Source organism: uncultured Methanobrevibacter sp., from assembly GCF_900314615.1.
Classification (GTDB): domain Archaea; phylum Methanobacteriota; class Methanobacteria; order Methanobacteriales; family Methanobacteriaceae; genus Methanocatella.
This window is the reverse complement of the sequence record NZ_OMWA01000006.1, coordinates 76,274-99,595: the sequence shown is the minus strand read 5'-3', so window position 1 is coordinate 99,595 and position 23,322 is coordinate 76,274. Positions and strand designations below refer to the sequence as shown.

Here is a 23,322-nt window from a genome sequence, read left to right as displayed (position 1 = left end):
TAAAGATAATGGAGTTACATCTAAAAGAACGATGTCTTTAATTTCACCGGCTAATACTCCTCCTTGAATAGCAGCACCCATGGATACACATTCCATTGGATCAATACCACGTTCTACTGGTTTTCCTATGAATTTTTCTACATATTTTTGCACAATTGGCATTCTGGTAGGTCCACCAACTAAGATGATTTTATCAATTTCAGATTTGCTCATTTTAGCATCATCTAATGCTTGTTGCATTGGTTTACCTGATTTTTCAACAATGTGGTCAACTAATTCTTCTAATTTTGCTCTGGTGAGTGAAATGATTAAGTTTTTAGGGGTTCCATCAGTTCCCATTGCAATGAATGGTAAGTTTACTTCAGTGGTTGTAGTGGTGGATAATTCGATTTTTGCTTTTTCAGCAGCTTCTCTTAACCTTTGTACTGCTTGATCATTATCCATTAAGTCAATACCTTCCTGTGCTTTGAATTCATCAGCCAGGTATTTGATTAATACATTATCCATATCGGTACCACCGAGTTGGGTGTCTCCGCTGGTGGATCTTACTTCAAATACTCCTCCACCGAATTCCATAATAGTTACGTCTAAGGTACCTCCACCTAAATCGTAAACCATGATGTTCATGTCGTCTTCTTCAGCTTTATCAAGACCGTAAGCTAAACTTGCTGCGGTTGGTTCGTTTACAAGTCTTACAACGTCAAGTCCAGCAATGGTACCTGCGTCTTTAGTTGCGGTTCTTTGGTTATCGTCAAAGTATGCAGGTACGGTAATTACAGCTTTTTCAATAGGTTCGCCTAAAAAGGTTTCAGCATCTTTTTTAATTTTTTGTAAGATGAATGCGGAAATTTCCTGTGGAGAATATTGTTTTCCGTTTACAGTAACTTTGTGATCAGTACCCATACTTCTTTTGATTGCGCTTATAGTATTTTCCGGGTTGGTAACTGCTTGTCTTCTTGCTGGTTCTCCAACTAACATTTGTCCGTCGTCAGTAAATGCAACATAACTTGGGAAAGATTTACCGTATTGGCTTGCTCCTTCAGCGGAAGGAATGGTTGTTGGTTTTCCTCCTACAAGTACAGATGCTGCTGAGTTACTTGTACCTAAATCAATTCCAATAATTTTTTCTTTTTTAGTATCAGACATAATTATCACCTTATTATTTTTTCATGAATTATTTAATAAACATTATTTTTTACAAACAATAACTTTTGAGTATTTCAGAACTTTATCTTTATACATGTAGCCTTTCATCAATTCTTCAATGATGTATCCGTTTTCAACATCATCTGATTTTTGAACCATTAATGCTTCATGTTTATTCAAATCGAATTTTTCACCTTTTGCAGGTATTTCTTCAACGCCTTCTTTAGCTAAAATATCTTTAAATTTGTTATAAGTAAGTTCTATGCCTTCTCTTAAGTTTTTGTCATCTTCAACTTCTAAAGCTCTACCGAAATCTTCATAACAGTCTAAAAACTCTTTTAATATATTTTCATTAGCAAATTTAATGATTTCTTTGTTTTGTTTATCGGTTATTTTTTTGAAATTTTCGAAATCTGCCTGGAGTCTTTGGGATAGTGAAATATACTCTTGAGTTTCACCTTCTTGTTTTTCAAGATCTTCTTTGAGTTTTTCTATTTCTTCACTTTTCTGAGTTACCTCTTCGAGAAGTTCCTCGTATTTTTCTTGAAGATCTTTTTTGCTAACTTCAGTTTCGCTTTTATTTTCGTCAGTCATATGTACACCTTTTAGTGTTTTTTTGAAAAACTTGGGCAATAACTCTTTTTACCGAGAATATTTCTTATTGTTCTTTAATATTGGTTTTTGGGAATTTATGGACATATAGGAAAATGGTTCATCAATCAGAGTTATTACTTCAAGTTTTTCCGAACCAAATATTAAAGTAACAAAAAGTTATCTTTCTCTTACATTATTATAGTAACAAAAAGTTATATAAACCTTTCGATAAAAAAAGTCCAAAAAATTGAGGTCTATTTCTATTTTATGAGGTTTGTTTAGTATATAAAGATTTTAAATTTTTTATTTTTTTAAAATTATAAAAATATTATTTTATAAAATTATTTTATTAAATTTATGCTGTACTTATTCAAATTAAACTGATTATAATCGTTTTTTAACTTTTCTTACAACTTGTAACAAAAACGCAATGTTTTATATAATAGTGTTAATATAATCTATAATCATGACACATAGTAATGACATTGAAAAAAATGATAAATATCATAGAGATGTCAATTCTTCTAATGGCCACATAGAAATTAGAGGAAACTATAACGACCAATTGGGAGATATTGATAAAGAAGATATACTTGACGTAATGGGTTGTAAAACTAGAAGAGATATCATTAATCTTTTAAGAGAAGAGCCTATGTTTGTAAGTGAAATATCCAATGAGCTGGATATTGGTCAGAAAGCTATTATTGAACATTTGCGAGCAATGGAAGATATCGGAATTTTAAACTCTTCTTACAAGAAAATCCTGAGAGGTCGTCCGCGTAAATATTATGATTTGCAGCATGAAGTAAACATTCACATTACCATCAATAAGAACACTTTTGATGTTAACCTTTCAGAAGATATGCTCAACACTCTTCAATTGCCTTCAGGGGATGAATGGTCAAAACTTTTAGATATTGAAAAAAGAATTGATGCCGGTCAGCTTGAAGCTATCGATGAGCTGAAAAATCAGATAAGACTGTACGGAAATCTTAAGGAAAGAGCTGAGTACATTCTTGAGAGAACTTTAAAACATAGATAAAACTAATATTTGGTGGTCATTATTTAATGGTTTAAATTAAAATTTAAACCATTTAAACCTGTTTTTTAGAAATTATTGCCTGTCCTAAAGAGACAGAACCGTCTCCCGCACATGTGTTGGTGTGCTGGATAAAATTATAACCTTCACTGACAATACGATTTTTAATGGCATCTGTAATGGCTTCGTTGTAAAATACGCCGCCTGTAGCTCCGATATCTGCAATATTCTTTTTATCAGCTGCATTAATTGCAATTTCAGCCAGTCCGTTAGCAACTGCATTCTGGCCTGCCCTTGCAACATCTGCCTTATTTTCTCCGTTCTGATATAGCCTTACAACTTCTCTGAGGATTTCTGTGGTATTCAAAACATTATCTTCAATATGGTATGGGATTTCAATATCCTTTTTGGAGTAAAATGCGCATGATTCAAGTTTCATGGAGCACTCTCCCTCATAGGTTCGTTCATGAGCAATTTCCAGAGCCACTGCCATTGAATCAAGAACTCTTCCGGTACTTGTGGTTTTGCCTACATTAAGCCCGGATTCGAGTTGTTTGAATAATGTTTTTATTTCCATATCTCCATATTTGAAATATTTTGAATAGTACATGATTAAATCGGAATCGTCCAATATGCTTGCAAGCATTCTTGCAGGATATCTGGTTGCAACGTCACCTCCGGGCATCAGCTGGCTTTGAAGATGGCCCATTCTTTCGAAATCGTTAATGTTGGTGTAGAGGATTTCTCCTCCCCAGCTGGTCCCGTCACTTCCGTAACCTACGCCGTCTGCTGCAATAACAATCATTTCATCAATTGAATGATCATTAGCCAAAGCTACGGAATGTGCATGGTGATGCTGAATCTGTTTTACTTCAGCGCCATATTTTTCAGCTAAATCATAAGCCAGTCTTGTTGTAAAGAAATGAGGATGCAAATCACATGCAACAACATCAAACTCATTGATTTTTGTAATCCTTTCCATATTCTCAATAGCCTGTTTTAGAAATTCCAATGTTTTAGGTTTATTGGTATTTCCGATATGCTGTGACGGATAAACAATATTGTCTTTAGCTATGGAAAATGTCACGTCAAGCTCAGGGCCTAACGCAAGGACATTTGAATCGTTGACTTTGTAGTTTATTGTGTAAGGTTCTGGGGTGTAACCTCTGGACCGTCTTATAAATGACAGTTCATTGTTTCTGAATCTGATAACTGAATCATCGCATCTGTTTAATATTTTACGGTTATGAACCAGGGAATAATCATTGACTCCGTTGATTATATCTTCATTTTTAATCATCATCGGTTCGCCGGGAGTATTGGCAGATGTCATAACAAATGTGTCGATAGAGCTTTCATCAAATAGCAAATAATGCATAGGTGAGTATGGAAGCATCACTCCGATGTTGTGAAGCCCCGGAGACAAGGATTCCGGAAACGGATATTCTTCATTTTTCTTTAAAATAACAATTGGCCTTTTATTGGAGGTCATTGTTTTTATTTCTTTTTCGGATAGCCGGGCATATTTTTGAACGGACTCCAGATCTTTAGTCATTACTGCAAAGGCCTGGTTCGGACGGTTCAGACGTCTTCTCAGCTCTTTTATTGCTTCATCGTTATATGCATCAACAACCAGATGTGTTCCTCCGATTCCCTTTATTGCCAGGATTTCTCCGTTTTCCAGTTTTTGAGCTCCCAGTTTAATAGGATTATCGCTGTTGATTCTTTCGCTTTTTTCATAAAATGCCATTTGGGGTCCGCAGTCACTGCAGCAAATGGCTTCTCCATGGTAACGTCTGTCTAGGGGTTCTCTATATTCAACAAGACAGTCGTCACATAACGGAAATTCTTCCATTGATGTTCGGATTCTGTCATATGGAACGCTTTCAATAACTGTAAATCTCGGACCGCAGTCTGTACATGCATTAAAAGGATATTTGTATCTTCTGTCTTTGGGATTTCTAATCTCTTCAAGACATTTATCACAGATTGCAATGTCTGGTGGAATCACGCTGATTCCTGAATATGAATCCCTGCTTTCAATAATTTCAAAATTAGAGTAATTCGCCGATTCAATATCTTCAACACTCATTGAGTCGATTCTTGCAATTGGGGGCAGTTCCTTAGGCAATCTTTCAATAAATAATTCACTGTTTTCGCCTTCAACTATGATTTCAACAACATTTCCAAGGTTTCTAACGGATCCTTTAAGGCCCAACTCGGATGCGAGCCTGTATACATAAGGCCTGAATCCCACTCCCTGAACTATGCCCTGTGTCAAAATCTTTCTAGCTTTCATAAATATATTATTTAAGTTAAATTTTATATAAAATTTTATACTATAATAATAATATGAAAGATATCCTTGAAAAATTGGTTGAAGGCGAAATTAATATTGATGAGGCGGAAAATCTGCTGAAAGCGGATAATATTCTGGAATTTGATGACATTGCCAAATTCGATATTAAAAGAAATGAGAGAACAGGATTTCCCGAAGCAGTTTTTTCACCAAGCAAAGATTATGGCGATTTGCTTGTAATAATTGAAAAATATCTGGAAAATAACGATGATGATTTGATTATAACAAAACTTTCCCAAGAGAGATATGAAAAAATTTTAGAAGATGTGGGAAAAGATTCATTTATTTTTGATTATAACGCCCGTGCACAGATACTGGTTATTAGAAAGCAACCAAAAACAAATGAAAAAACAGCAAAGATTGGAATTATTACTGCAGGCACATCTGACATTAACATTGCAGAAGAAGCCCGTGTAATCGTTGAAGAAGGTGGATGTGAAGCCATTACCTCATATGATATTGGAGTTGCCGGAATTCACAGGCTCTTTCCTCAAATAGCGTATATGGTTAAGGAAGGGGTTCGTGCCTTTATCGTATGTGCAGGAATGGAAGGTGCTTTACCTTCAGTTGTTGCAGGTCTTGTTGATGTTCCGGTAATCGGTGTTCCTACTTCAGTAGGTTACGGCGTCGGTGAAGGAGGTCGTGTTGCACTTGATGCAATGCTTCAGTCCTGTGCTCCGGGAATTGCTGTTGTAAATATAGATAATGGCTTTGGAGCAGGAGTTTTTGCATTAACTATTGTAAACAGTGATTAAATTGATTTATGAGACATTTGATCCTAAAATTCATGATGTTAACCATGTTGCCCGTTTGGTTTATGATGTTGATTTTAGAACATTTGACATGTTTTTTAAATCCTCTGATAAAGCAGTCAAAGCTATTTCAAAATATTTGCAAAAAAAGGATACTAATAATTATTTTAAAGTAATTTTAGATGAAAACAATCAGATAATCGGTTATGTAAGTATCTATCTGTCAGGTGGTGGCCATGAGTTCCACTTCAAATCATGGCAGCTTATTCTTGTAGATATCCTGGACCATTTTGTTTTATGCGATATTGAAAAGGATGATTTGTACCTTGCAGAAATTGCAATCGATGAGTCCCAGAGGGGTAAAGGTATGGGCAAAAAAGTCCTTCATGATGTAATTGATTATGCCAGGTCTAAAAATTATAAACGGGTAATCCTTGATGCTGATTTTAGAAATGCCGGTGCAAAAAAACTGTATGAATCAATCGGATTTAGGCAGTTCAATAAAAAAAGAGTTAAAATAGGTAGTTTTGAGCGGGGAATGTATAATATGGAGTTCATTCTCTAGGGGGAATTTTTTTAATTGCTTCATGAACTCTCATACAGTTGTTTTTATCGGTAAACAGGAAATAATCTTCAACATTTTTAACGTGTTTGTCTTTCATTTTACAGTCATTTTCCATATATTCACCGATTATTTCAACCAGTTCATCTTCACTACGGCAGACCTCACCAAAACCCATAGTTTCATAATCAAAATAGCTTTCTTCCAGATTAAAATGATAATCTTCTCCGTAATGGTAATATAGCACAGGTTTTTTAAGATAGGCGAAATCAAATGAAACTGAAGAATAATCTGTTACGAGTAATGCTCCTTTTTTAAACAGATCCTGATAACTTCCTCTCTCATGGTCTATTGTAACATACTCATTTTCATCAAAAAGATCAATAAAATCATAAACATGAGGATGCGGTCTGAATATTATTTTAAAGTTGTTTTCTTTTAGTTTTTGGATTAATTTCTCATTATTTATCAGCGCATTATATGTCTTAAAGTAGCTTGAATTACTGATTGTATATTTGTTTTCATTTGTCAGGTATCTTCTCCAGGAAGGCATTAAAAGAATTGTTTTTGTCTTATCGTCTGTGAGATTGTCAAATCTTGGAAATCCCAAAAGCTGGATAATTTTTTCATCGTAATGATAATAATATTTGAAAAGGGAATCATATTCCTTTTTTGAAGCGGTCAGGAGAAAATCAAGGTTCTTATCATATTTATTTAACCAGCTTGATATGTTGTTAAGTGTTATTCCGTGCTGAAGAAAAATTGTGCTTGATTTTAAAAGACCTGCAAAATTAGGATAATGGCCCCAAAAAGCATAGATGTAATTGTTGTCCGGATGTGATGTAATGATTTTTTCTGTGAATAATCCTAGAATTCTGTGCTTAAGTGAGTGATAAGCAATAGTGGGTCCGATTTTTTTCATTTTTTCATAGTAAGGAGTGTTTTTATCTACAATGAAATATTTTTTAATATCTTTATCACCCTGTTTTATGGAATATTTGAAAAGATGCATTCCATTGTCATCAGCTATTGTAGGAAAGTCCATATAAAACCATATGCGTTTATTTTTAAGGAAGGGATACAGAATCATATATATTATTCTTATTGGAATTGCGGTTTCAAAACCGGAAACCCTGTGTATAAGCATATGGGCTAATGTTTTTATTTCCTTTTTGAGCCAAGTTGTTGTTTTTTTCTTGCTGATTATGATTTTATCATTTTCAAGACAGCTCAGATATTTTTTAGTCTTTGCATATCCCACAACTTTTGAGAAATTGCATGGTCTTGAAAAGTCAATGTGCAGCTTCTGACCGTCTGATGTTTTGAATTTGAGTTTATATTCTTTATTTTCATCAAGCGGAAGGGAAAATTCAAAGGTGTGGTTAGAAAGATATCTTTCGTTTAGATAATATTTTTCCCTTTGCGGAAATTCAACAGTGCTGCTTTCAATTTTAATATTGTTTACATATACATTAACACTTTCATTTTGATTAATGGAGTTGATGTTAGCAAGAATATACAATTTATCATCAATAATTTCATAAATGTCAATGTAAACTGTGTCTAATTTTAGGTATTTATTTAATTTAATTTGATTGTCTTCAGAATAAGAATAATCGTTTTTTAAATATAGGAGAAATGCTTTTATTTTAATGTCAATCTGATAATTGCTTAGGATATTTTCTTCATCAATATATTTTAAAATCTCTTTAATTCTTTCATTTATATGCCTGATTTCTTTTTTATTAAGTTTATCGTTTATAGATTCATTTAAAATTACTTCATTGAAATAATTAAGTATTGTATGCTGAATAAATTCAGGTATCCTCTCATATTTTTCCAAACTCAGCTCAAGCAAATCATTAAGAGGATAGTTCTTATCATTTTTAGGGTCTTTCGGGTTTGGAATTATGTTTAATAATGATTTTTTGTTTTGAGGTATTGTAATATTGTATTCGCAGTTACTGCAGACTCCAAGTTTCGGATTGTCCAGCAATATTTTGTTTACCATTAAAATTTCATCGGCGAGATTGTAGTCTTTGGAAAATTCGATATTTTCAAGTGAAGATTTTCTAAAAAAGCAGGTTTTTGCTTGAGGCTGAAAAAATTCCGGTGTTTTTAACAGGTTGTGTATCTGAGTTTGCGCATATTTTGAGTTGATTATAGTTTTATCAATTAAATCGTTATAAAATTTTGATTTGATGGAAATGACATTGATTTCATCATGTTTTTCAAATAGGTCCAGAACACTGATTAATGTGTTTCTTGAATAGTTATCTTCAGCATTTAAAAATGATACATATTCTCCTTTTGCAAATTTTAAGCCTAATTTCTGGCTGATTCCTCTGCCTCCATAGTCTTTATATATGTATTTGATGTTTTCAGGATACAGAGAAGAATATTTTTCGCAAATTTCTTTTGTGTTGTCTTTACTGCCGTCATTGATTAAAATTATTTGAGTATTTTTATTGAAATTCAGTGACTGATTTATAATGGATCTGATTGTTTTTTCAATCGATCCTTCCACATTGTAAGCTGTTATTATAATTGAAAATTTAAAATCAGCCATTATAATCATCTATTAATCTTGTGTTTTTTTATAATCCTGTTTGAATGTATCGATAACGAACTTAGTTTTTTTCTCTAAAGTTTTTAAATCCTTAAAATCGGTAGATTTAATTTTAAACGTGTGATGTGTTTGTGTGAAGAATAAAACTTTATTATATTTGTTGTCTTTTGTTTCATAATTAATTACTTGGTATACCTTTTTATTGTGGTTTTCAGTAGCGAAACTAATTTTAGTAATATTTTCATTACTTTCTAAATCTTCACGTTCCATTTTAAGGTTTTCATCTATGGTATCTCCTTTTCCTAAATCTTTTATGAAAATATGTTCTTTTGTTTGCCTATTGACTAATAGCGCATAATTATATTCATTACCTTCAATATTGAATGAACTAGGCACTGTAACTAAATGGGTATTAACTGCTACAACTGCTTTTCCTACTGTTGTTGATGTATCTACAATGTATAACATTGCCGTAAATCCAAAAATAAATATTATTATAACATATATCCATCGTTTATCCATATTAAAACCTATTTTTTATTTTTTTTTAGAAGTTCCTTTTGCATTAGATAAATATGCATCACAAACTTTATCAACATCACCTTGCATGGCTATTTTTCCGTTTTCAAGCCATATGCATTTGTTACAGATTCTTTTGATTTGTGAAATTGAATGTGAAACTAATAAAACTGTCACTCCATCTTTCATCATTGAATTGATCTTTTCTGAACTTTTCTTCTTGAATTTGATGTCTCCGACAGATAATATTTCATCAATGATTAAAATATCAGGTTCGGCAAGTGTAGCTATTGAAAAACCTAATTTGGCTCTCATACCTGATGAATAATTTTTAACAGGGTAGTTAATGAATTCACCGAGCTCTGAAAATTCAAGTATTTCATCATATTTTTCATCAATGAAGCTTTCTTTCATACTTAAGAAGGCTCCATTCAGGTAAATGTTATTTTTTCCGGTGTAGTTTTTATCAAAACCCGCACCCAGTTCCAGTAATGGTGCAATTTTACCATATGTGGTAATGCTTCCTTCAGTCGGTTCATAAATTCCGGACATTACTTTTAGCAGGGTACTTTTTCCGGCACCGTTGTAACCTAATATTCCCAGTTTGTCTCCTTCATAGACTTTAAATGAAATGTCGTCTAAAATCTTGATTTTTTCTTTTTCTTTTTTGTTTCTTTTTATTGTTCTGATGATGAATTCTTTCAATGTATCTATTTTATCATTAGTGATTTTAAATTCCATTGTTAAGTGATCAACATCAATCATAAGCTTCCTGTCAATGTCTCTGATAAGTATTGTTAATTGTGAGTTTTTAGTAAGCGGGTCGTATTTGTCACTGCCTTCGTATTCTATTTTAACCGGATATTTTCCACTGAATAAATCTATGTCTACTTTCGCATATCCCTCTTTATCTGTAATGGCAGTGTGTACTTTATCATTGATAGTGAACTTGACCTCTTCTCCCTGTATAGGTTCAAATTTATAATCTCTTAGTCTGGCATAATATTGTGTTTCATTATGGCGATACATGGTCATATTGGGAGCATAAATATGAGTTTTTTTCTCATTAGGAGTCTCTTTTTTTATAACTTTTGATAATTGTGCTTTTTTCTTTTTAGTTAGTCTTGTGATGTTTGTCTCAATGGATTGGGAATATTCTCCATTTGGGAAAAAAACGTTTGCAACATACTGTCCGAGTTTTAAATTCATTTCAAAATTTATATTTCCATTTGCATTTGTTTTCTTTTCAATTATCTCGCCATCAATTTCAATTTTAATAGTTTCATTGGTTATAGGTTCATTATTTTCATCTCTAGCGAGAATATAAAATGTATCAGCATTCATACCTCTGTCCGGTGCAAAGAGGGTCATATTTTTATATTTGCTAGTGTTTGGAAGAATTTCAACTTTATCAGTTGAAAGTTGTTTATTCCCTCTTTTGAATAACTTTTTTATTTTATCTTCTAAACTCATAATAAAACCTAATTCTACAATTCTAATGTTAATTTATTTTGATAAATACTAAATATGATTATTCCTGCCGCAAAAAAGGTTATAGAAAAGGTTGCAAGATATAAAATTGAGTTCATATTTGGAAATACTCCAAAGACAACACATTCTCTAAAACTGGTTATTGCGCTGTAAATAGGGTTTAATGTAAATATCTTCTGGACAGTTGTAGGCACAATCTCAATTGGATAAAACAATGCTGAAGCATACATCAGAATTAATGTAAATACATTGTATAAATAACCTACATCTGTGAAATAAGTATTTGCTACAGCTAGAATTAACCCGATTCCGAATATTAATAATATTAGGAAAAATATTGGTATTATTGCTAAAAAACTTGTTAAATGGAATTCAGCTCCTGTAACGAACATTACTCCTGCTAAAATAATTAATGTAATCAGGAAATTAATTAATTCATAGCATACTTTACTCACGGCAAACATGTATCTTGGGACATAAACCTTTTTGAGGATTGATGAATTCGCTTTCACTGATTTCATAGCACCTGTTGTCCCTGCTTTAAATAAATCGTAGATTACTCTTCCGGATAAGAAATAAACTGGATAATTTTCAATCTGACGTCCAAAAATCATTGAAAATATCGCTGTAAATACAATCATGATTAAAAGAGGATTTAAAAAACTCCATGCAATACCCAGTACTGAGTCTTTATATTTTGAAGTCAAATCTCTTTTAACAAGTTGTTTTAATAAAAACTTTTTTTCCGAATAAGTATCAAACATTTTTTAACCTATAAAATTATTTTCTTCTTCTGGCAAACTCTTCGAAAATTTCATCGATTTCAATGCCTTTGTATACTAAAATCAATAAAGTATGGAATATTAAATCAACAGATTCATATACAAGATTTTCATCATTTTTTGCAGCTATTAATACTTCTCCTGCTTCTTCTGCAATTTTTTCAAGAATCTTGTCTTCAGCTTTTTTATCGCTGTCCTGCATTATTTTTGAAGTGTATGAATCTATAGGTTTGTCTCGTCTTGACTCCAAAACTTTGTAGACTTCCCTTATAACTTTTTCATCAGCCACTTAATCATCTCCATGTGATTCTTGGTCTTGTAAACTTTCTGTAAGTGCAATTAATGGATGTTTATCATCATCAATGATTTCAATATCATCAAATGTTTTTATTCCTGCTTTATCTGCAGTTTTTTCCATTCCTAACTTAATGTCCTGGCCTAAATCAATTACATATGAATCGACAGTTTCATATCCTCTTTGTGCGGATGCTACTGCTCTGTGGTGTCCGTCAACCAGAATCCATCTGTCTCCGGTTTTAACAACAATTGCCGGTTCAGCCAGTCCTTTTTCCAGCTCATAAGCTCTTCCTTCAAGCTCATCAGCATAAACTCTATCCTGTGTTGGTCTTAATTTATTGGTTTCCACATCCATGTGTTTTAATACTGTGTGGATGCCGTATAATTGTTCCAAAGTCTTTTTGAAGTATTCCACTTTGTTAGGTGTTGATCTTTCAATGTGGGAACGGACCATGTCTGTGTTGGTTATGATTCCCACAAGCTTTCCGGTTTCATCAACAACAGGCATACGGGATATGCCTCTTCTAAACATGACTCTAGATGCATCGTTGATTGATAAATCTTGATTTGCTACAACTAAACTTGTAGTCATTATTCCTGAAACGGTATCATGCCATTTTTTAGCAACAATGTCGAATGCGGTTACCATTCCAACTAATTTTCCATCTTTCACTACTGGGTAACTGTTGTGATGACTTTCTTTCATTAAATCGATGATATGGTCAGTAGGAGTGTCTGGAGAAACACTGATAACATTTTCTGTCATATAATCTTTCACAAATGATTTTTTTCCAGCCATCTTCATCACCTATTCAATATTTTCTTTTAATAGTTTTACAGTTTCACCAGGATCAGCTTTTCCACGGGTTAATCTCATTACTTGCCCTACTAAGAAATTGATTGAAGCTTTCTGACCGGATAAGTAGTCATCAACAGCTTTAGGATTCTCTTCAATAGCCTGTTTTACAGCAGCTAATATTTCATCATCTTTTACAACACCAAGCAATCCTAATTCTTCTGCAATTGCTTTAGGAGATTTTTCATTGTTAGGCATTTGTTCAATGATTCTTTGGCCCGCTTTAACAGTAATCTCTTTGGATTGTATCATGTTTAATAATTCAATAAGACTTTCAACACTTATTTCACTGCTTGCGAAATCTAATTTGTTATATGTTAATACTCTTTTAAGTTCATCTCTCATCCATTTTGCTGCAAATACAGGGTCAATTTCTTTAACTACTTCTTCATAAGATATTGCTAAGTCAAGTTCTGATGTTAAAACTTTTGCAGTCTCTTCATCAATATTGTAATCTTTAACGAATCTTTTTACTTTATTGTGAGGAGCTTCAGGCATGGTGTCTAAAACTTTTTGTATTGTTTCATCAGAAATTTGCATTGGAGGTAAGTCCGGGTCAGTGATAAATCTGTAATCGTCTGCATCTTCTTTTAATCTCATTGCAGTTGTAATCATCTGACTTTCTACATATGCACGAGTTTCCTGTTTGGTTTCTACTCCTCTTTCAAGATTCCTTTTTTGTCTGTTACGTTCAAAGATTAAAGCTCTGTAAGCACCTTTGATGGAGTTAACGTTTTTCATTTCAACTCTGTTTCCTCCGTTAATGGAGATGTTTACGTCAGCTCTCATTGTACCTTCACCACGAGCCCCTCCACTATATTGCAATACACGAATTAATTCGTTTAAGAAGTTTCTTGCTTCTTCCGGAGATTTTATGTCTGGTTCGGTAACAATTTCAACTAAAGGAATACCTGAACGGTTGAAGTTAACGGTACCTCTGTCAGGTTTAAATTGACCAGGGTCTTCTTCCACGTGAATTTCTCTAATTCTAATTCCGTTTAATTCCCCGTTTATTCCGATAGGTACGGATGTTCTTTGGTAACCTGATGGCAAATCAGGATAATCATAATGTTTTCTCATGAAGTAGGTAACGCCTTGATCTATTTCACAGTTTAGCATTAATGCGATCATTAAAGCATTTTCCAGTGCCTTTTCATTTGTAGGGTGTGGTTTTGCACCAGGCTGGTTTAAACAAACTGGACAGATATTTGTATTGATTGGCGCTTCCTGATAATTTGTTGGACAGTCACAGAATAATTTTGATTCGGTTTCTAGTTGTACGTGGATTTCAAGTCCACACATCATATCGACATCATCACTAATAATAATTCCTCCATATACTAGGCTAATTTTTATATTATTATAATATTAGTTTTATTAACTTTATAAACATTTTTAAAATACAAGTTCTTAAATACTTGATATTTTCATGTTAAATTAATTTTAAAGATTTAAATGATGGTGGTTGATATTTTTAAGCATTAATTACCATTTAATTATCATAATGTATGATATTAATTCGCATTAAAATAATTTAAATGATTTTAGATTAACTGCATTTTAATTAAAATTTTCATTGATTTTTTTCATTTTTTCGATGGATTCTACAAATATTTCGTGTAAGTTGTCGCCGTGAATTTTTATTAAAGCGGGCATTCTTCCATGAATCTTAATTTTTTTCGGCATTGTCATATAATTTTCACCATAGGTCATTTTCAGATATTCTTTTTCATTATTTGCAGCTAAGAACTCATGTTGTTCAAATTTCATTCTTTTAAGGGGGAACATCTCTTCATTTTTGTAAATTCTTATTCTGTTTGGCCTTAAATTCATTGAAGATGGGATAATATAATCTGATTCATGAGGAACTATTCCAACTATTTCATTGAGTTTTTCATAAGCGTTCATTGGTGATTTTTTAAAGAGTTCTTTTTCTAAGAATTCTTTTTGTGTTATTTCAATTTGGTCTGATATCTTATTTTTCAATTCCTCTTTAGGAAGGTTATCTTTATTTTCCAAATGGCTATATGGGAGTATGTCCAGACAGGCCAACATATTAGGCTGTTTTATTTTACCGGTATATATCACTTGGATAAATCCTGTAATAGCATCATCATATTTCTTTTTTTCAAGAATTGTTATGACGTCATCCAGGCCATATTCCTTAATTTCTTTGTTCATGACTTCAATAAATCTGTCAAAATCATTCTTTAACATTCCCAAATCAATGTCATCATCCCAAGGCAGAAATCCGCCATGACGGACTGGCCCGAGTAAAGTTCCATAATCTAGCCAGTAAGGTATGTCATATTTTTCACAAACCTTATCAAAAAACAATAACAGTTCTATACATAACTCCTGAATGTCTTTTAAAGGTCCTTTAGGGAATGTTTCGTGAAAAATATATAAATCATTAAATAATTTATTATATGCCTCCAGAATTGAGAACTGGTTGGTGACATTTTTTTGTAGTCTTTTTATTTGGCGGTCTTGTCGATCAATTATTTTTTTGTAGTTTTTGATTCTTTTATTTAATTTATTAACTTCTTTGTTATTGGAGCGTTTAATTGGAAGTCTGCCTTCTCTTTTCCCGTACAAAACATAATGGACTAGAGGGTTTTCTCCGGATTCCTTCACGTCAGGGTTTTGCTTTAAATAATAATCGTTGTCAAATAATTTTCCAGGCTGTTTTCCTTCCTTGTAACCATGATACAAATAATGATTTAAAGGACTTATTCTTGCATCTTTAATATTAGGATATTTTTTCAGGTAAAATTCAGGGCTAAATAAATCTTGCTGTTTAATTTTTTTAGAAGCTTTATAGATTTTATAAGCCTTTTTAATATTTCCTTTTTCTTTTAATATGTAAAATAGCATGTTATCACGTAAATCTAATATTTGTTCTTTAAAGATTCTTTAATATACCTTTTAATGAATTTATCAAGTTCCGGTGAAACTTCACTTTTCTGAGGTCCTAACATGTCTTTATCAGTGAATGTTCCTTTTAAATCACGGCCTGCCCATTTGACTTCTTCTTCAACTCTTTTTCCGTATTTGGTTCCAAACATCTTGAACAATGGGAATTTCGTAATTCCGTTAGCTCCGCTTAAAATCAATATTCCTATATTGGCTAAATTATCTATCCAGGTTCCGCAAATAATTTCAATATCGGGGAAAGCCAGTCTTACCTGAGCTACAACCTGGGCATAGTAAAGAGATGCCGGCTGTGAGGAGTTCGCATAAATTGTTTCCTTGTGAGGATTTAAGGAATAAAATATTACTCTGTCAATTTTATGATCTTTAATATAATCTATAATGTATTGGACATCATCTAGGGTTTCTCCAAGACCTAATATTATTGTAATCGCTTTTTTAAAACCTAAATCTCCGGCAACATCTAACATATTGCTTATATCATCAAGTTTTTTGGAAGGACAGACTTTTTCATGAATCTGCGGATTTGCCACTTCAACTGCACCTGTTATTCCTTTAATTTCAGAGCCGTATTCATTTAATTCCTCTGTAATTCCAGTATTTAACCAGACTCCGTCGCCAGTGATATTTTTAATTGTAGTGGCAATTTCTTTAATTTCCTGAGTTGTGAAAGATTCATATCCTCCGGATAGAAATTCAATATTCCAATCCAGACGTTTGCACATTTCAGCTTCAGCATAAATGTTGCTGATGTTTCGTCTGGCCTTTTTTGGATCTTTTATCTTTTCTTTCTGTGTTGACATGTAACAAAAAGCACAGTCTCCCTTATCACACCACCATGATAAGAATACTGCTCTTTCAAGAGTAATCAGATTTCCATGTTTTTTTAAAGTGATATCATTGGCATCTTTTATTAAGTCAAATATGTTAGAGTCCATGGTTTTATATAGTTTTTTAAAGTTTATATAAGTTTGAATTGTTGTCAAACTTTTTTTTCAATATATTTCTTCTCATATTCACTAAATTTTTTAAGACTGATATAGTTATCAAGGCCTAATTTTTTTTCAGTTTCAGTTAAGTCACTGAAAGATAAATATTTTAAACATTTGCCGATGTCGAGTCGTTTTAATATCTTTTTTGAAAATGGTCTTTTAGAATCAAGAAAAACAATATTTTTAAGGAATTTTCTAACTAATGAACTATTTAAAATTAACATGGTTAGGTATGCTTCATCATAATCGTCAAAAGGCAAATAATAACAAGTATCATCTAACATAACTGGTTTTTCATGGTATACTAATGAAAAAATAGGTTTTTTATTAAAACCATATATGGCTACTTTGAATTTTTTAAAAGAATACTTTCCAATGCCAAAAATACTAAATTTGGGTGTATTTTTATATATTGCACTTTTTCTTTTTTCAAAATACTCTTCATGTTCCTGTAAATATTGCCAAGTTTTTGGAGCATAATTTTTCATGGAGTTTGTGTCCTGTTTTATTTTTTCTTGAGTAACTATGGTATATTTGGATGTTTTATTGATTATTGGTTCTTTAAGTTGACTTCCTTTTAAAAAGGGGTATAATAAAGTGTTTTCAATAAAAACTTTTTCATTATTCTTATTAAATAATTGTTTATTTTCCTGTGTCAGTTCCATTATTTTGGAACAATCATGTTTTATACCGTTTTTCCATTCAACTGGACATTTGCCATCAATTTTTGTAATGTTGTCAATATCTAAATAAAATAGGTTTTTTACAAATCCGAACTTTCTGATTACTTTAGATGGATTTGAAATTTCTGAAACTTCACAAATTTTGTTTATTAATGCTTTTCCACCAAATTGTATTATTAATAAACAGATATCATTATTTTTATCAATTGAAAAATTAAAATTTAATTGTTTTATAAAACTGTAAGGGACATTATTTTTAATTAAATCTATAAAAATGTCTCTAGAAAAAATGTTTGTACATAATAATGTTAATGTTGCATTATTATTTTTTATCATTTTAATTTTTTCGATGATTTTATCTGAAAATTTAAATGATTCGACATTTTTTATTTGAGTACAATTTTCAATGATTAAATAGGATTTTTCTTTATCAAGAGTATCTAATTCCAAATTCCTATTTTCATCATTCATTTTAAATTCAAATGTTGACGTATATGTTTTATCTGAATGTTGTTGATTATTATTTTTCCTAAAAAAGGTCGCATTTGGGAAAATTTTATTAGCACTTTTTAAAAAGTTATCTGTTTTAAATATTGGTTCAATAATGATATCTGGAAGTATTTTTAAATCATTTTTCAAATATTCAAAAATACTGTCTGTAAGATATAATGGAGTTTTTGTTTCATTTGTATTTTTTTCATTAGAATAAATTTCATCTGTTCTGTTTTCTAAATGTATAAGATTATTATATCTCAATCTCCACTGAAAAGCGTTTGATATTGTTAAGTAGCCTTGTTGTGGAGGATTTAAGATAATTTTTTTTGCAAGATTTTTCAATGTTTGAGTATCTCCAGGGATATTTGTCTTTTTGAGAATTTTCATGATTTCTTCTTCTGTAAAGGTATAGTCGTTTAATTCACGTAATGCTTTTGTTAAATTATAATCTCCTGTATTTTCTGATTTAAGGAAGATACAATTTTTAAAATCAATATAACATTTATCGTTGTAGTCAGTTTTTTCATATATGAATATTAACAGATTATGCCCCAGTCCATAAATTTTTTGTTCAAGATTTTTAAATGGTGAAGAGCTTTGAGGCTTTGTAATGGATGTAACTTTGATGTCTGTGTTTATATTTTCATCTGGTAAATCAATTCCTTTTGCACTAGATCCTATTGTAACTTCATATTTATTTTTAATATATTCTTCAAATTTATGTTCTATATATGTTCCTACAGCTTTGCCGTCTGTAATTCCGACTAATTCTTCGTGAGATATATTACTTTCACGTTTACAAAAATTAATAGCTTCTTTTTTAAGTAAATCTATTGTTAATTTCATTTTCGACATTCCAGTGTTGGTTGATTATTATGAATGGTGACTGATTTTGGTTAATTTATGGTATTGGTATATAATTCATGTCTCTTTTATGATTATTTTATATTTATTTTATTATATATTTTTTTTGTTTCTTGAAATTTTGGGGGGTATTTTTTCCTAACTTTCTTAAAGTTTATATACTAGTTCGTAGTAAATTATTTTATAGAATTTTGAATTTTTTTGTTAAAATTACAAAATACCAAAAGCTTTATATATGATTAAAGTCATAATCATAATTACTGTTTAAAGTCTTTTGATTTTTAAACATGGGTTTTATTTGGTTAAGTTCGATGGGTATCTTATGCCATCGTAGCTCAGTAGGTAGAGCGTTCGGCTGTTAACCGATTGGTCACAGGTTCGAGCCCTGTCGATGGCGCTTGAATTGGGCCCATAGCTTAGCCAGGTAGAGCGTCCGGCTCATAACCGGAAGGTCATGGGTTCGAAGCCCATTGGGCCCATGTTAATTAAAAAAATATGTATTTGTTTGCTCCGGTGGTGTAGTCCGGCCAATCATTTCGGCCTTTCGAGCCGAAGACTCGGGTTCAAATCCCGGCCGGAGCATTTTAAAAATTTGTTAAGATTTTTCATGGTTTCTACGTATCCTTTGTTTTTTTTATAAGCGGGGGTGCCCGAGAGGCCAAAGGGGACAGGCTTAGGACCTGTTGACGCAGGTCTTCCAGGGTTCGAATCCCTGCTCCCGCACTTTAACAATTTTTTTATATACTATCATGCCGGGGTAGGGTAGGTGGTCATCCTCCGGGACTGTGGATCCCGGGACTCGGGTTCGAATCTCGGCCCCGGCCCTATTTATAAAACTTTTTTTTTAATATTACTTTTCAAATGCTCTCTCATTCATTTTATATATCATTTTAAAATTATATTATATTACTGAAATTTTGAGTGTTAATATGGCTAAAAAAGGATCTGCTGAAGAAAGAGATTTGGTGCATAAATTATGGGATAGGAATTTTGCAGCTATGAGGGCTCCGGCATCTGGTGGAGCTACTAAAAATCCGCTTCCTGACGTTGTTGCAGGCAATGGAAAGATTTATCTGGCAATTGAAGTTAAAACCACTACCAAAGATAAAGTTTACATTGATGAGGCACAGATTTTAGCATTATGCGATTTTTCAAAAATATTTGGTGCAAAGCCATATATTGGTGTTAGGTTCAAATACACAAAATGGCTTTTTTTGGAACCAGAAAATACTCCTAGAACTAGGAATGGAAATTATAAGGTTGAAAAGGATTATGCACTGGAAAAAGGTTTGGAAATTGATGAGATTGCCGGTATCGATAAGCAAATGAAATTTGAATAAATGGTAATCTTTATATACCATTAAAATATATTTAATAATGTATATTATATGTGGGGTTATGGTGTAACCTGGCATCATCTGGGACTCCAGTTGTCTTTGAAGAAATATACGCGTAACTGAACAGTATCCGTTGTGATGATCAATTGGAGTACTGAGGCAAGAGAAATCCCAGGATCGGGGTTCAAATCCCTGTGACCCCATTTTCATATTAAACTTTTTTTCAAAACTTTTAATAACTTTCTTAATTATATTATTTTTCATGTCAGATATTGTTTTTATTATAGGATTCAACTATGATTCAAATTGTTTTTTAATTAATGGAAATACTTTAGTTGATACTGGTGCAGGTCAAAATAAGGATTATTTGTTTTCAAAACTTCGTGAAAATGGCGTGGAACCTGAGGATATTGAATTTATAGTTAATACTCATTGTCATTTTGACCATATTGGTGGAAATTGTTTTTTCCCAAATGCAAAAATTGCTGTTCATAGATTGGATGCAATATCCATGAGAAATGAAGACACTTTAGGAACTTCCATGTCTGCTTTTGGCAATAAAGATAACACTAGAGTGGATATCGAGCTTGAAGACGGTGATGAAATTGCAGGTTTTAAAGTAATTCACACTCCTGGCCATACTGCTGGCGGAATCTGTTTGTGGGACGGTGAAAATCTGATTAGTGGCGATACAATTTTTGCAGGTGGTGGTGTTGGTAGAATGGACATTGGCGGAAGCTATGAAGATATGAAAAAAAGTGTATCCAGATTAACTGAGCTGGATGTTAAAAATATCTACCCTGGCCACGGTCCAATAGTGGAAAATAATGGAAAAGACCATATTAAATTGTCTTATTCCTATTTATAATTTTATTTTTCTAATTTTTTGGAAACTTTATTGAATGTTCCTCTTTTTACTACAACGGATATTTTTTCTCCACGGGAAATCACGTCGTCCGGTTGTGGAATAACAAATTTTCCGCTTTGGTAACTGGCAATTATGATGTAGTCTTTTGTTGGTGAGATGTCTTTAAAACGTTTTCCAACAACTTTATCATTTGTTATTGTCATTTCTTTTATTTCAGCATCTCCTTCTCCAAGTGTGGTCAATGTGGAAACATTCGGATTCATTACATACTGTGCAAGTTCCCTTGCAGCACTTATTTCCGGACTGATTACTTTGTCAATTCCGACTTCTTTAAATGCCTCTTCGTGGTCAGGATTACTTACACGTGCAATAATGTGCTGAACATCATATTTTCTTACTAAAATACATGAAAGCAGGTTTGCTTCGTCGTTACCAGTAGTCGCTATAAAATAATCCGCATCTTCAATATTAATTTCTTCAAGCATTTTTGAATTTGTCCCGTTACCGTGGATAACGAGAGCATCAAGTTCTGATGCAATTTCATTACATAATGATTCGTCATTTTCGATTAAAGTTATATCAGCTCCTGAATCTATTAATAAATTAGCAAGAGCAAGTCCTACACGACCTCCTCCCATAATAATTGCATACATTAAATCGCCTCATTAACAATTGATAATCAATATTTAGTTTAGGATAATATAAACTTATCTTTTAAAAATTTCGAATCCTGCTCTTAATGTAATGAGAACCGGATATATTTCAAGTCTGCCTGTCCACATATCAAACATGCTGACTAATTTTAGTGCAGGATGTAATGTATGATTTATAACTCCAAGTTCCAAACCGTTGTTTCCCTGAAGGGACATCGCTGCAAACAGGCTTCTGAAAGGATCGTATCCAAACAAACAGAACAATGCCCATGTAAACATAATAAACATCATATAAAGTGTAATGTAGTTTCCTGCCTGTGATATTGCCTTTTCAGGTATTTTATGTCCGTGCAATTTAACTGGAACTACTCTGCCTTCAGGGGATAAAATTTCTCTGATGTGTCTGTAGATTCCTTTAAAGAATGTTATCATTCTCACGAGTTTTATCGCACCTACAGTTGATCCGTTGGAACCTCCAGTTATCATTAGACACATTATGCATATTATGACAAAGGATGGCCAGTTTCCCATGGCTAACGGTGATGCAACACTGGCTCCTGTTGTTGTAATTGCAGACACTACTGTAAAAAGCAAATCGATTGGAACAATATTTGATACAAAATAAAGCATTAATGTAACGCATGCAATAACTGTGATAATGATTTTAAATTGAAGATCTTGAATCAGTGATTTTCCTCTTGTTTTAATAACTTTATAATGGACAAAAAAGCTTGTCGCTCCCAGTATCATCAAAACTATTGAAATAAAATAAATCAAATCGTTCTGGTAAAAACCCATATTTGCATTTTTAATACTCATTCCTCCGGTAGAAATGATGCTGAATGTGTTACATATTGAATCAAAAACAGGCATTCCCGCAAGTAAATATAGGATTATTCCGGCAATGGTATATATTACATAAATCTGCAATGTTTTTTCAAGTGTGGTTTTAATACTCGGTTTTATACGTTCATCACGCGCTTCGGACTGGTATAATTTTGAGGATACTGATCCAGGTTTTGTCAATACTCCTAAAACCATAACAACAACCCCTAAACCTCCAATCCATTGTTCTATTGATCTGAAAAATAGTATGCTGTGAGGTAATACTTCAACGTCTTCAAACATGGTTATTCCTGTTCCGGTTAATGCAGACATACTTTCAAAAACTGCATCAATCGCAGGCATGTGTGTGGCAAGCATAAAAACAAGTCCTCCGATAAGGCTTGCCCATAACCATGCAAAAGATGATATCATCATTCCATGTTTCAGCCGTATTGTTTTTTTAGCTTTATCTTCAAGATATTTTAAAAGACCATAGCCTAAAAGTATTGAAATGGCTGCTGGAATAATAAAACTTATTATATCAAATTCAAAATAAACTAAATCAAATATTAATGGTATTAAGCACATAACTCCTATACATATCATGATGTATCCGGAGTTTCTTGCAACAATCAATAAATCTGTTTTAGTTATATATCTCATCGTTTAATAAATTTGAATAAATATCTATATAAATTTATATTA

General features: G+C 32.3%; 20 protein-coding genes and 6 tRNA genes. 11 read left to right on the top strand and 15 right to left on the bottom strand.

Features of this window, described 5'->3' with window-relative positions; all coding sequences use genetic code 11:
* Positions 1-1,146 (bottom strand): Hsp70 family protein (locus QZN33_RS03130; protein WP_296789470.1); only part of this gene is annotated, 1,146 nt, incomplete at its 3' end.
* Positions 1,147-1,188: 42 nt separating this feature from the next.
* Positions 1,189-1,740, bottom strand: a complete 552-nt coding sequence (gene grpE / locus QZN33_RS03125; protein ID WP_296789469.1) for a nucleotide exchange factor GrpE — start codon at positions 1,738-1,740, stop codon at positions 1,189-1,191.
* Positions 1,741-2,206: 466 nt separating this feature from the next.
* Between grpE and QZN33_RS03120 the strand changes: the two genes are divergently transcribed.
* Entirely contained in the window at positions 2,207-2,782 is a 576-nt protein-coding gene (locus QZN33_RS03120; RefSeq protein ID WP_296789468.1) for an ArsR family transcriptional regulator, read from the top strand.
* 52 nt (positions 2,783-2,834) lie between these two features.
* On the opposite strand, the gene hypF is transcribed toward QZN33_RS03120, so the two are convergent.
* Complete coding sequence (gene hypF, locus QZN33_RS03115) at positions 2,835-5,078, bottom strand: carbamoyltransferase HypF (protein WP_296789467.1); 2,244 nt, start codon at positions 5,076-5,078, stop codon at positions 2,835-2,837.
* A 53-nt stretch (positions 5,079-5,131) separates the two neighbouring features.
* On the opposite strand from hypF, the gene larB reads away from it, so the two are divergent.
* Entirely contained in the window at positions 5,132-5,893 is a 762-nt protein-coding gene (larB, locus tag QZN33_RS03110; RefSeq protein ID WP_296789466.1) for a nickel pincer cofactor biosynthesis protein LarB, read from the top strand.
* 1 nt (position 5,894) lies between these two features.
* Complete coding sequence (locus QZN33_RS03105; RefSeq protein ID WP_296789464.1) at positions 5,895-6,455, top strand: GNAT family N-acetyltransferase; 561 nt, start codon at positions 5,895-5,897, stop codon at positions 6,453-6,455.
* Here the strand turns inward: QZN33_RS03105 and QZN33_RS03100 are convergent.
* The 10 genes from QZN33_RS03100 to QZN33_RS03055 all read right to left on the bottom strand — a co-directional run bounded on the left by QZN33_RS03100 (position 6,445) and on the right by QZN33_RS03055 (position 18,916).
* On the bottom strand, positions 6,445-9,021 hold the full coding sequence (locus QZN33_RS03100) for a CDP-glycerol:glycerophosphate glycerophosphotransferase (protein ID WP_296789463.1): 2,577 nt from the start codon (positions 9,019-9,021) through the stop codon (positions 6,445-6,447). The genes QZN33_RS03105 and QZN33_RS03100 overlap by 11 nt on opposite strands.
* Positions 9,022-9,033: 12 nt before the next feature.
* Entirely contained in the window at positions 9,034-9,489 is a 456-nt protein-coding gene (locus QZN33_RS03095; RefSeq protein WP_296789462.1) for a hypothetical protein, read from the bottom strand.
* Positions 9,490-9,558: 69 nt separating this feature from the next.
* Positions 9,559-10,575: an ATP-binding cassette domain-containing protein gene (locus QZN33_RS03090; RefSeq protein ID WP_394347041.1), complete on the bottom strand. Its 1,017-nt coding sequence runs from the start codon at positions 10,573-10,575 to the stop codon at positions 9,559-9,561.
* 452 nt (positions 10,576-11,027) lie between these two features.
* A complete protein-coding gene (locus QZN33_RS03085) occupies positions 11,028-11,795 on the bottom strand; it encodes an ABC transporter permease (RefSeq protein WP_296789459.1) in 768 nt (255 codons plus the stop codon).
* Between the two features lie 16 nt (positions 11,796-11,811).
* Positions 11,812-12,102, bottom strand: a complete 291-nt coding sequence (gene hisE / locus QZN33_RS03080) for a phosphoribosyl-ATP diphosphatase (RefSeq protein WP_296789458.1) — start codon at positions 12,100-12,102, stop codon at positions 11,812-11,814.
* Positions 12,103-12,909 carry a CBS domain-containing protein gene (locus QZN33_RS03075; RefSeq protein WP_296789457.1) on the bottom strand — a complete coding sequence of 269 codons (807 nt, stop codon included), beginning with the start codon at positions 12,907-12,909 and terminating at the stop codon, positions 12,103-12,105.
* A 9-nt stretch (positions 12,910-12,918) separates the two neighbouring features.
* Positions 12,919-14,271 carry an Asp-tRNA(Asn)/Glu-tRNA(Gln) amidotransferase subunit GatB gene (gene gatB / locus QZN33_RS03070; protein ID WP_296789456.1) on the bottom strand — a complete coding sequence of 451 codons (1,353 nt, stop codon included), beginning with the start codon at positions 14,269-14,271 and terminating at the stop codon, positions 12,919-12,921.
* 255 nt (positions 14,272-14,526) lie between these two features.
* Positions 14,527-15,843 carry a phosphorylcholine transferase LicD gene (locus QZN33_RS03065; protein WP_296789455.1) on the bottom strand — a complete coding sequence of 439 codons (1,317 nt, stop codon included), beginning with the start codon at positions 15,841-15,843 and terminating at the stop codon, positions 14,527-14,529.
* A gap of 14 nt (positions 15,844-15,857) precedes the next feature.
* Positions 15,858-16,838, bottom strand: coding sequence for a radical SAM protein (locus QZN33_RS03060; RefSeq protein WP_296789453.1), 981 nt, complete (start codon positions 16,836-16,838; stop codon positions 15,858-15,860).
* Between the two features lie 44 nt (positions 16,839-16,882).
* Entirely contained in the window at positions 16,883-18,916 is a 2,034-nt protein-coding gene (locus QZN33_RS03055; RefSeq protein ID WP_296789452.1) for a hypothetical protein, read from the bottom strand.
* A 342-nt stretch (positions 18,917-19,258) separates the two neighbouring features.
* On the opposite strand from QZN33_RS03055, the gene QZN33_RS03050 reads away from it, so the two are divergent.
* The 8 genes from QZN33_RS03050 to QZN33_RS03015 all read left to right on the top strand — a co-directional run bounded on the left by QZN33_RS03050 (position 19,259) and on the right by QZN33_RS03015 (position 21,139).
* Positions 19,259-19,331: transfer RNA gene (locus tag QZN33_RS03050), tRNA-Asn, on the top strand.
* Positions 19,332-19,339: 8 nt separating this feature from the next.
* Positions 19,340-19,413, top strand: a tRNA-Ile gene (locus QZN33_RS03045).
* Between the two features lie 28 nt (positions 19,414-19,441).
* Positions 19,442-19,516 (top strand) — tRNA-Glu (locus QZN33_RS03040).
* A 58-nt stretch (positions 19,517-19,574) separates the two neighbouring features.
* Positions 19,575-19,657, top strand: a tRNA-Leu gene (locus QZN33_RS03035).
* A gap of 28 nt (positions 19,658-19,685) precedes the next feature.
* Positions 19,686-19,758 (top strand) — tRNA-His (locus QZN33_RS03030).
* Between the two features lie 105 nt (positions 19,759-19,863).
* Positions 19,864-20,274 carry a Holliday junction resolvase Hjc gene (gene hjc / locus QZN33_RS03025; RefSeq protein WP_296789451.1) on the top strand — a complete coding sequence of 137 codons (411 nt, stop codon included), beginning with the start codon at positions 19,864-19,866 and terminating at the stop codon, positions 20,272-20,274.
* A 52-nt stretch (positions 20,275-20,326) separates the two neighbouring features.
* Positions 20,327-20,474 (top strand) — tRNA-Trp (locus QZN33_RS03020).
* A 59-nt stretch (positions 20,475-20,533) separates the two neighbouring features.
* A complete protein-coding gene (locus QZN33_RS03015; RefSeq protein WP_296789450.1) occupies positions 20,534-21,139 on the top strand; it encodes an MBL fold metallo-hydrolase in 606 nt (201 codons plus the stop codon).
* A gap of 2 nt (positions 21,140-21,141) precedes the next feature.
* Here the strand turns inward: QZN33_RS03015 and QZN33_RS03010 are convergent, their stop codons facing one another.
* Positions 21,142-21,792, bottom strand: coding sequence for a TrkA family potassium uptake protein (locus QZN33_RS03010; RefSeq protein WP_296789449.1), 651 nt, complete (start codon positions 21,790-21,792; stop codon positions 21,142-21,144).
* Positions 21,793-21,846: 54 nt separating this feature from the next.
* Entirely contained in the window at positions 21,847-23,280 is a 1,434-nt protein-coding gene (locus QZN33_RS03005) for a TrkH family potassium uptake protein (protein WP_296789448.1), read from the bottom strand.
* Between the last annotated feature and the right edge of the window lie 42 nt (positions 23,281-23,322).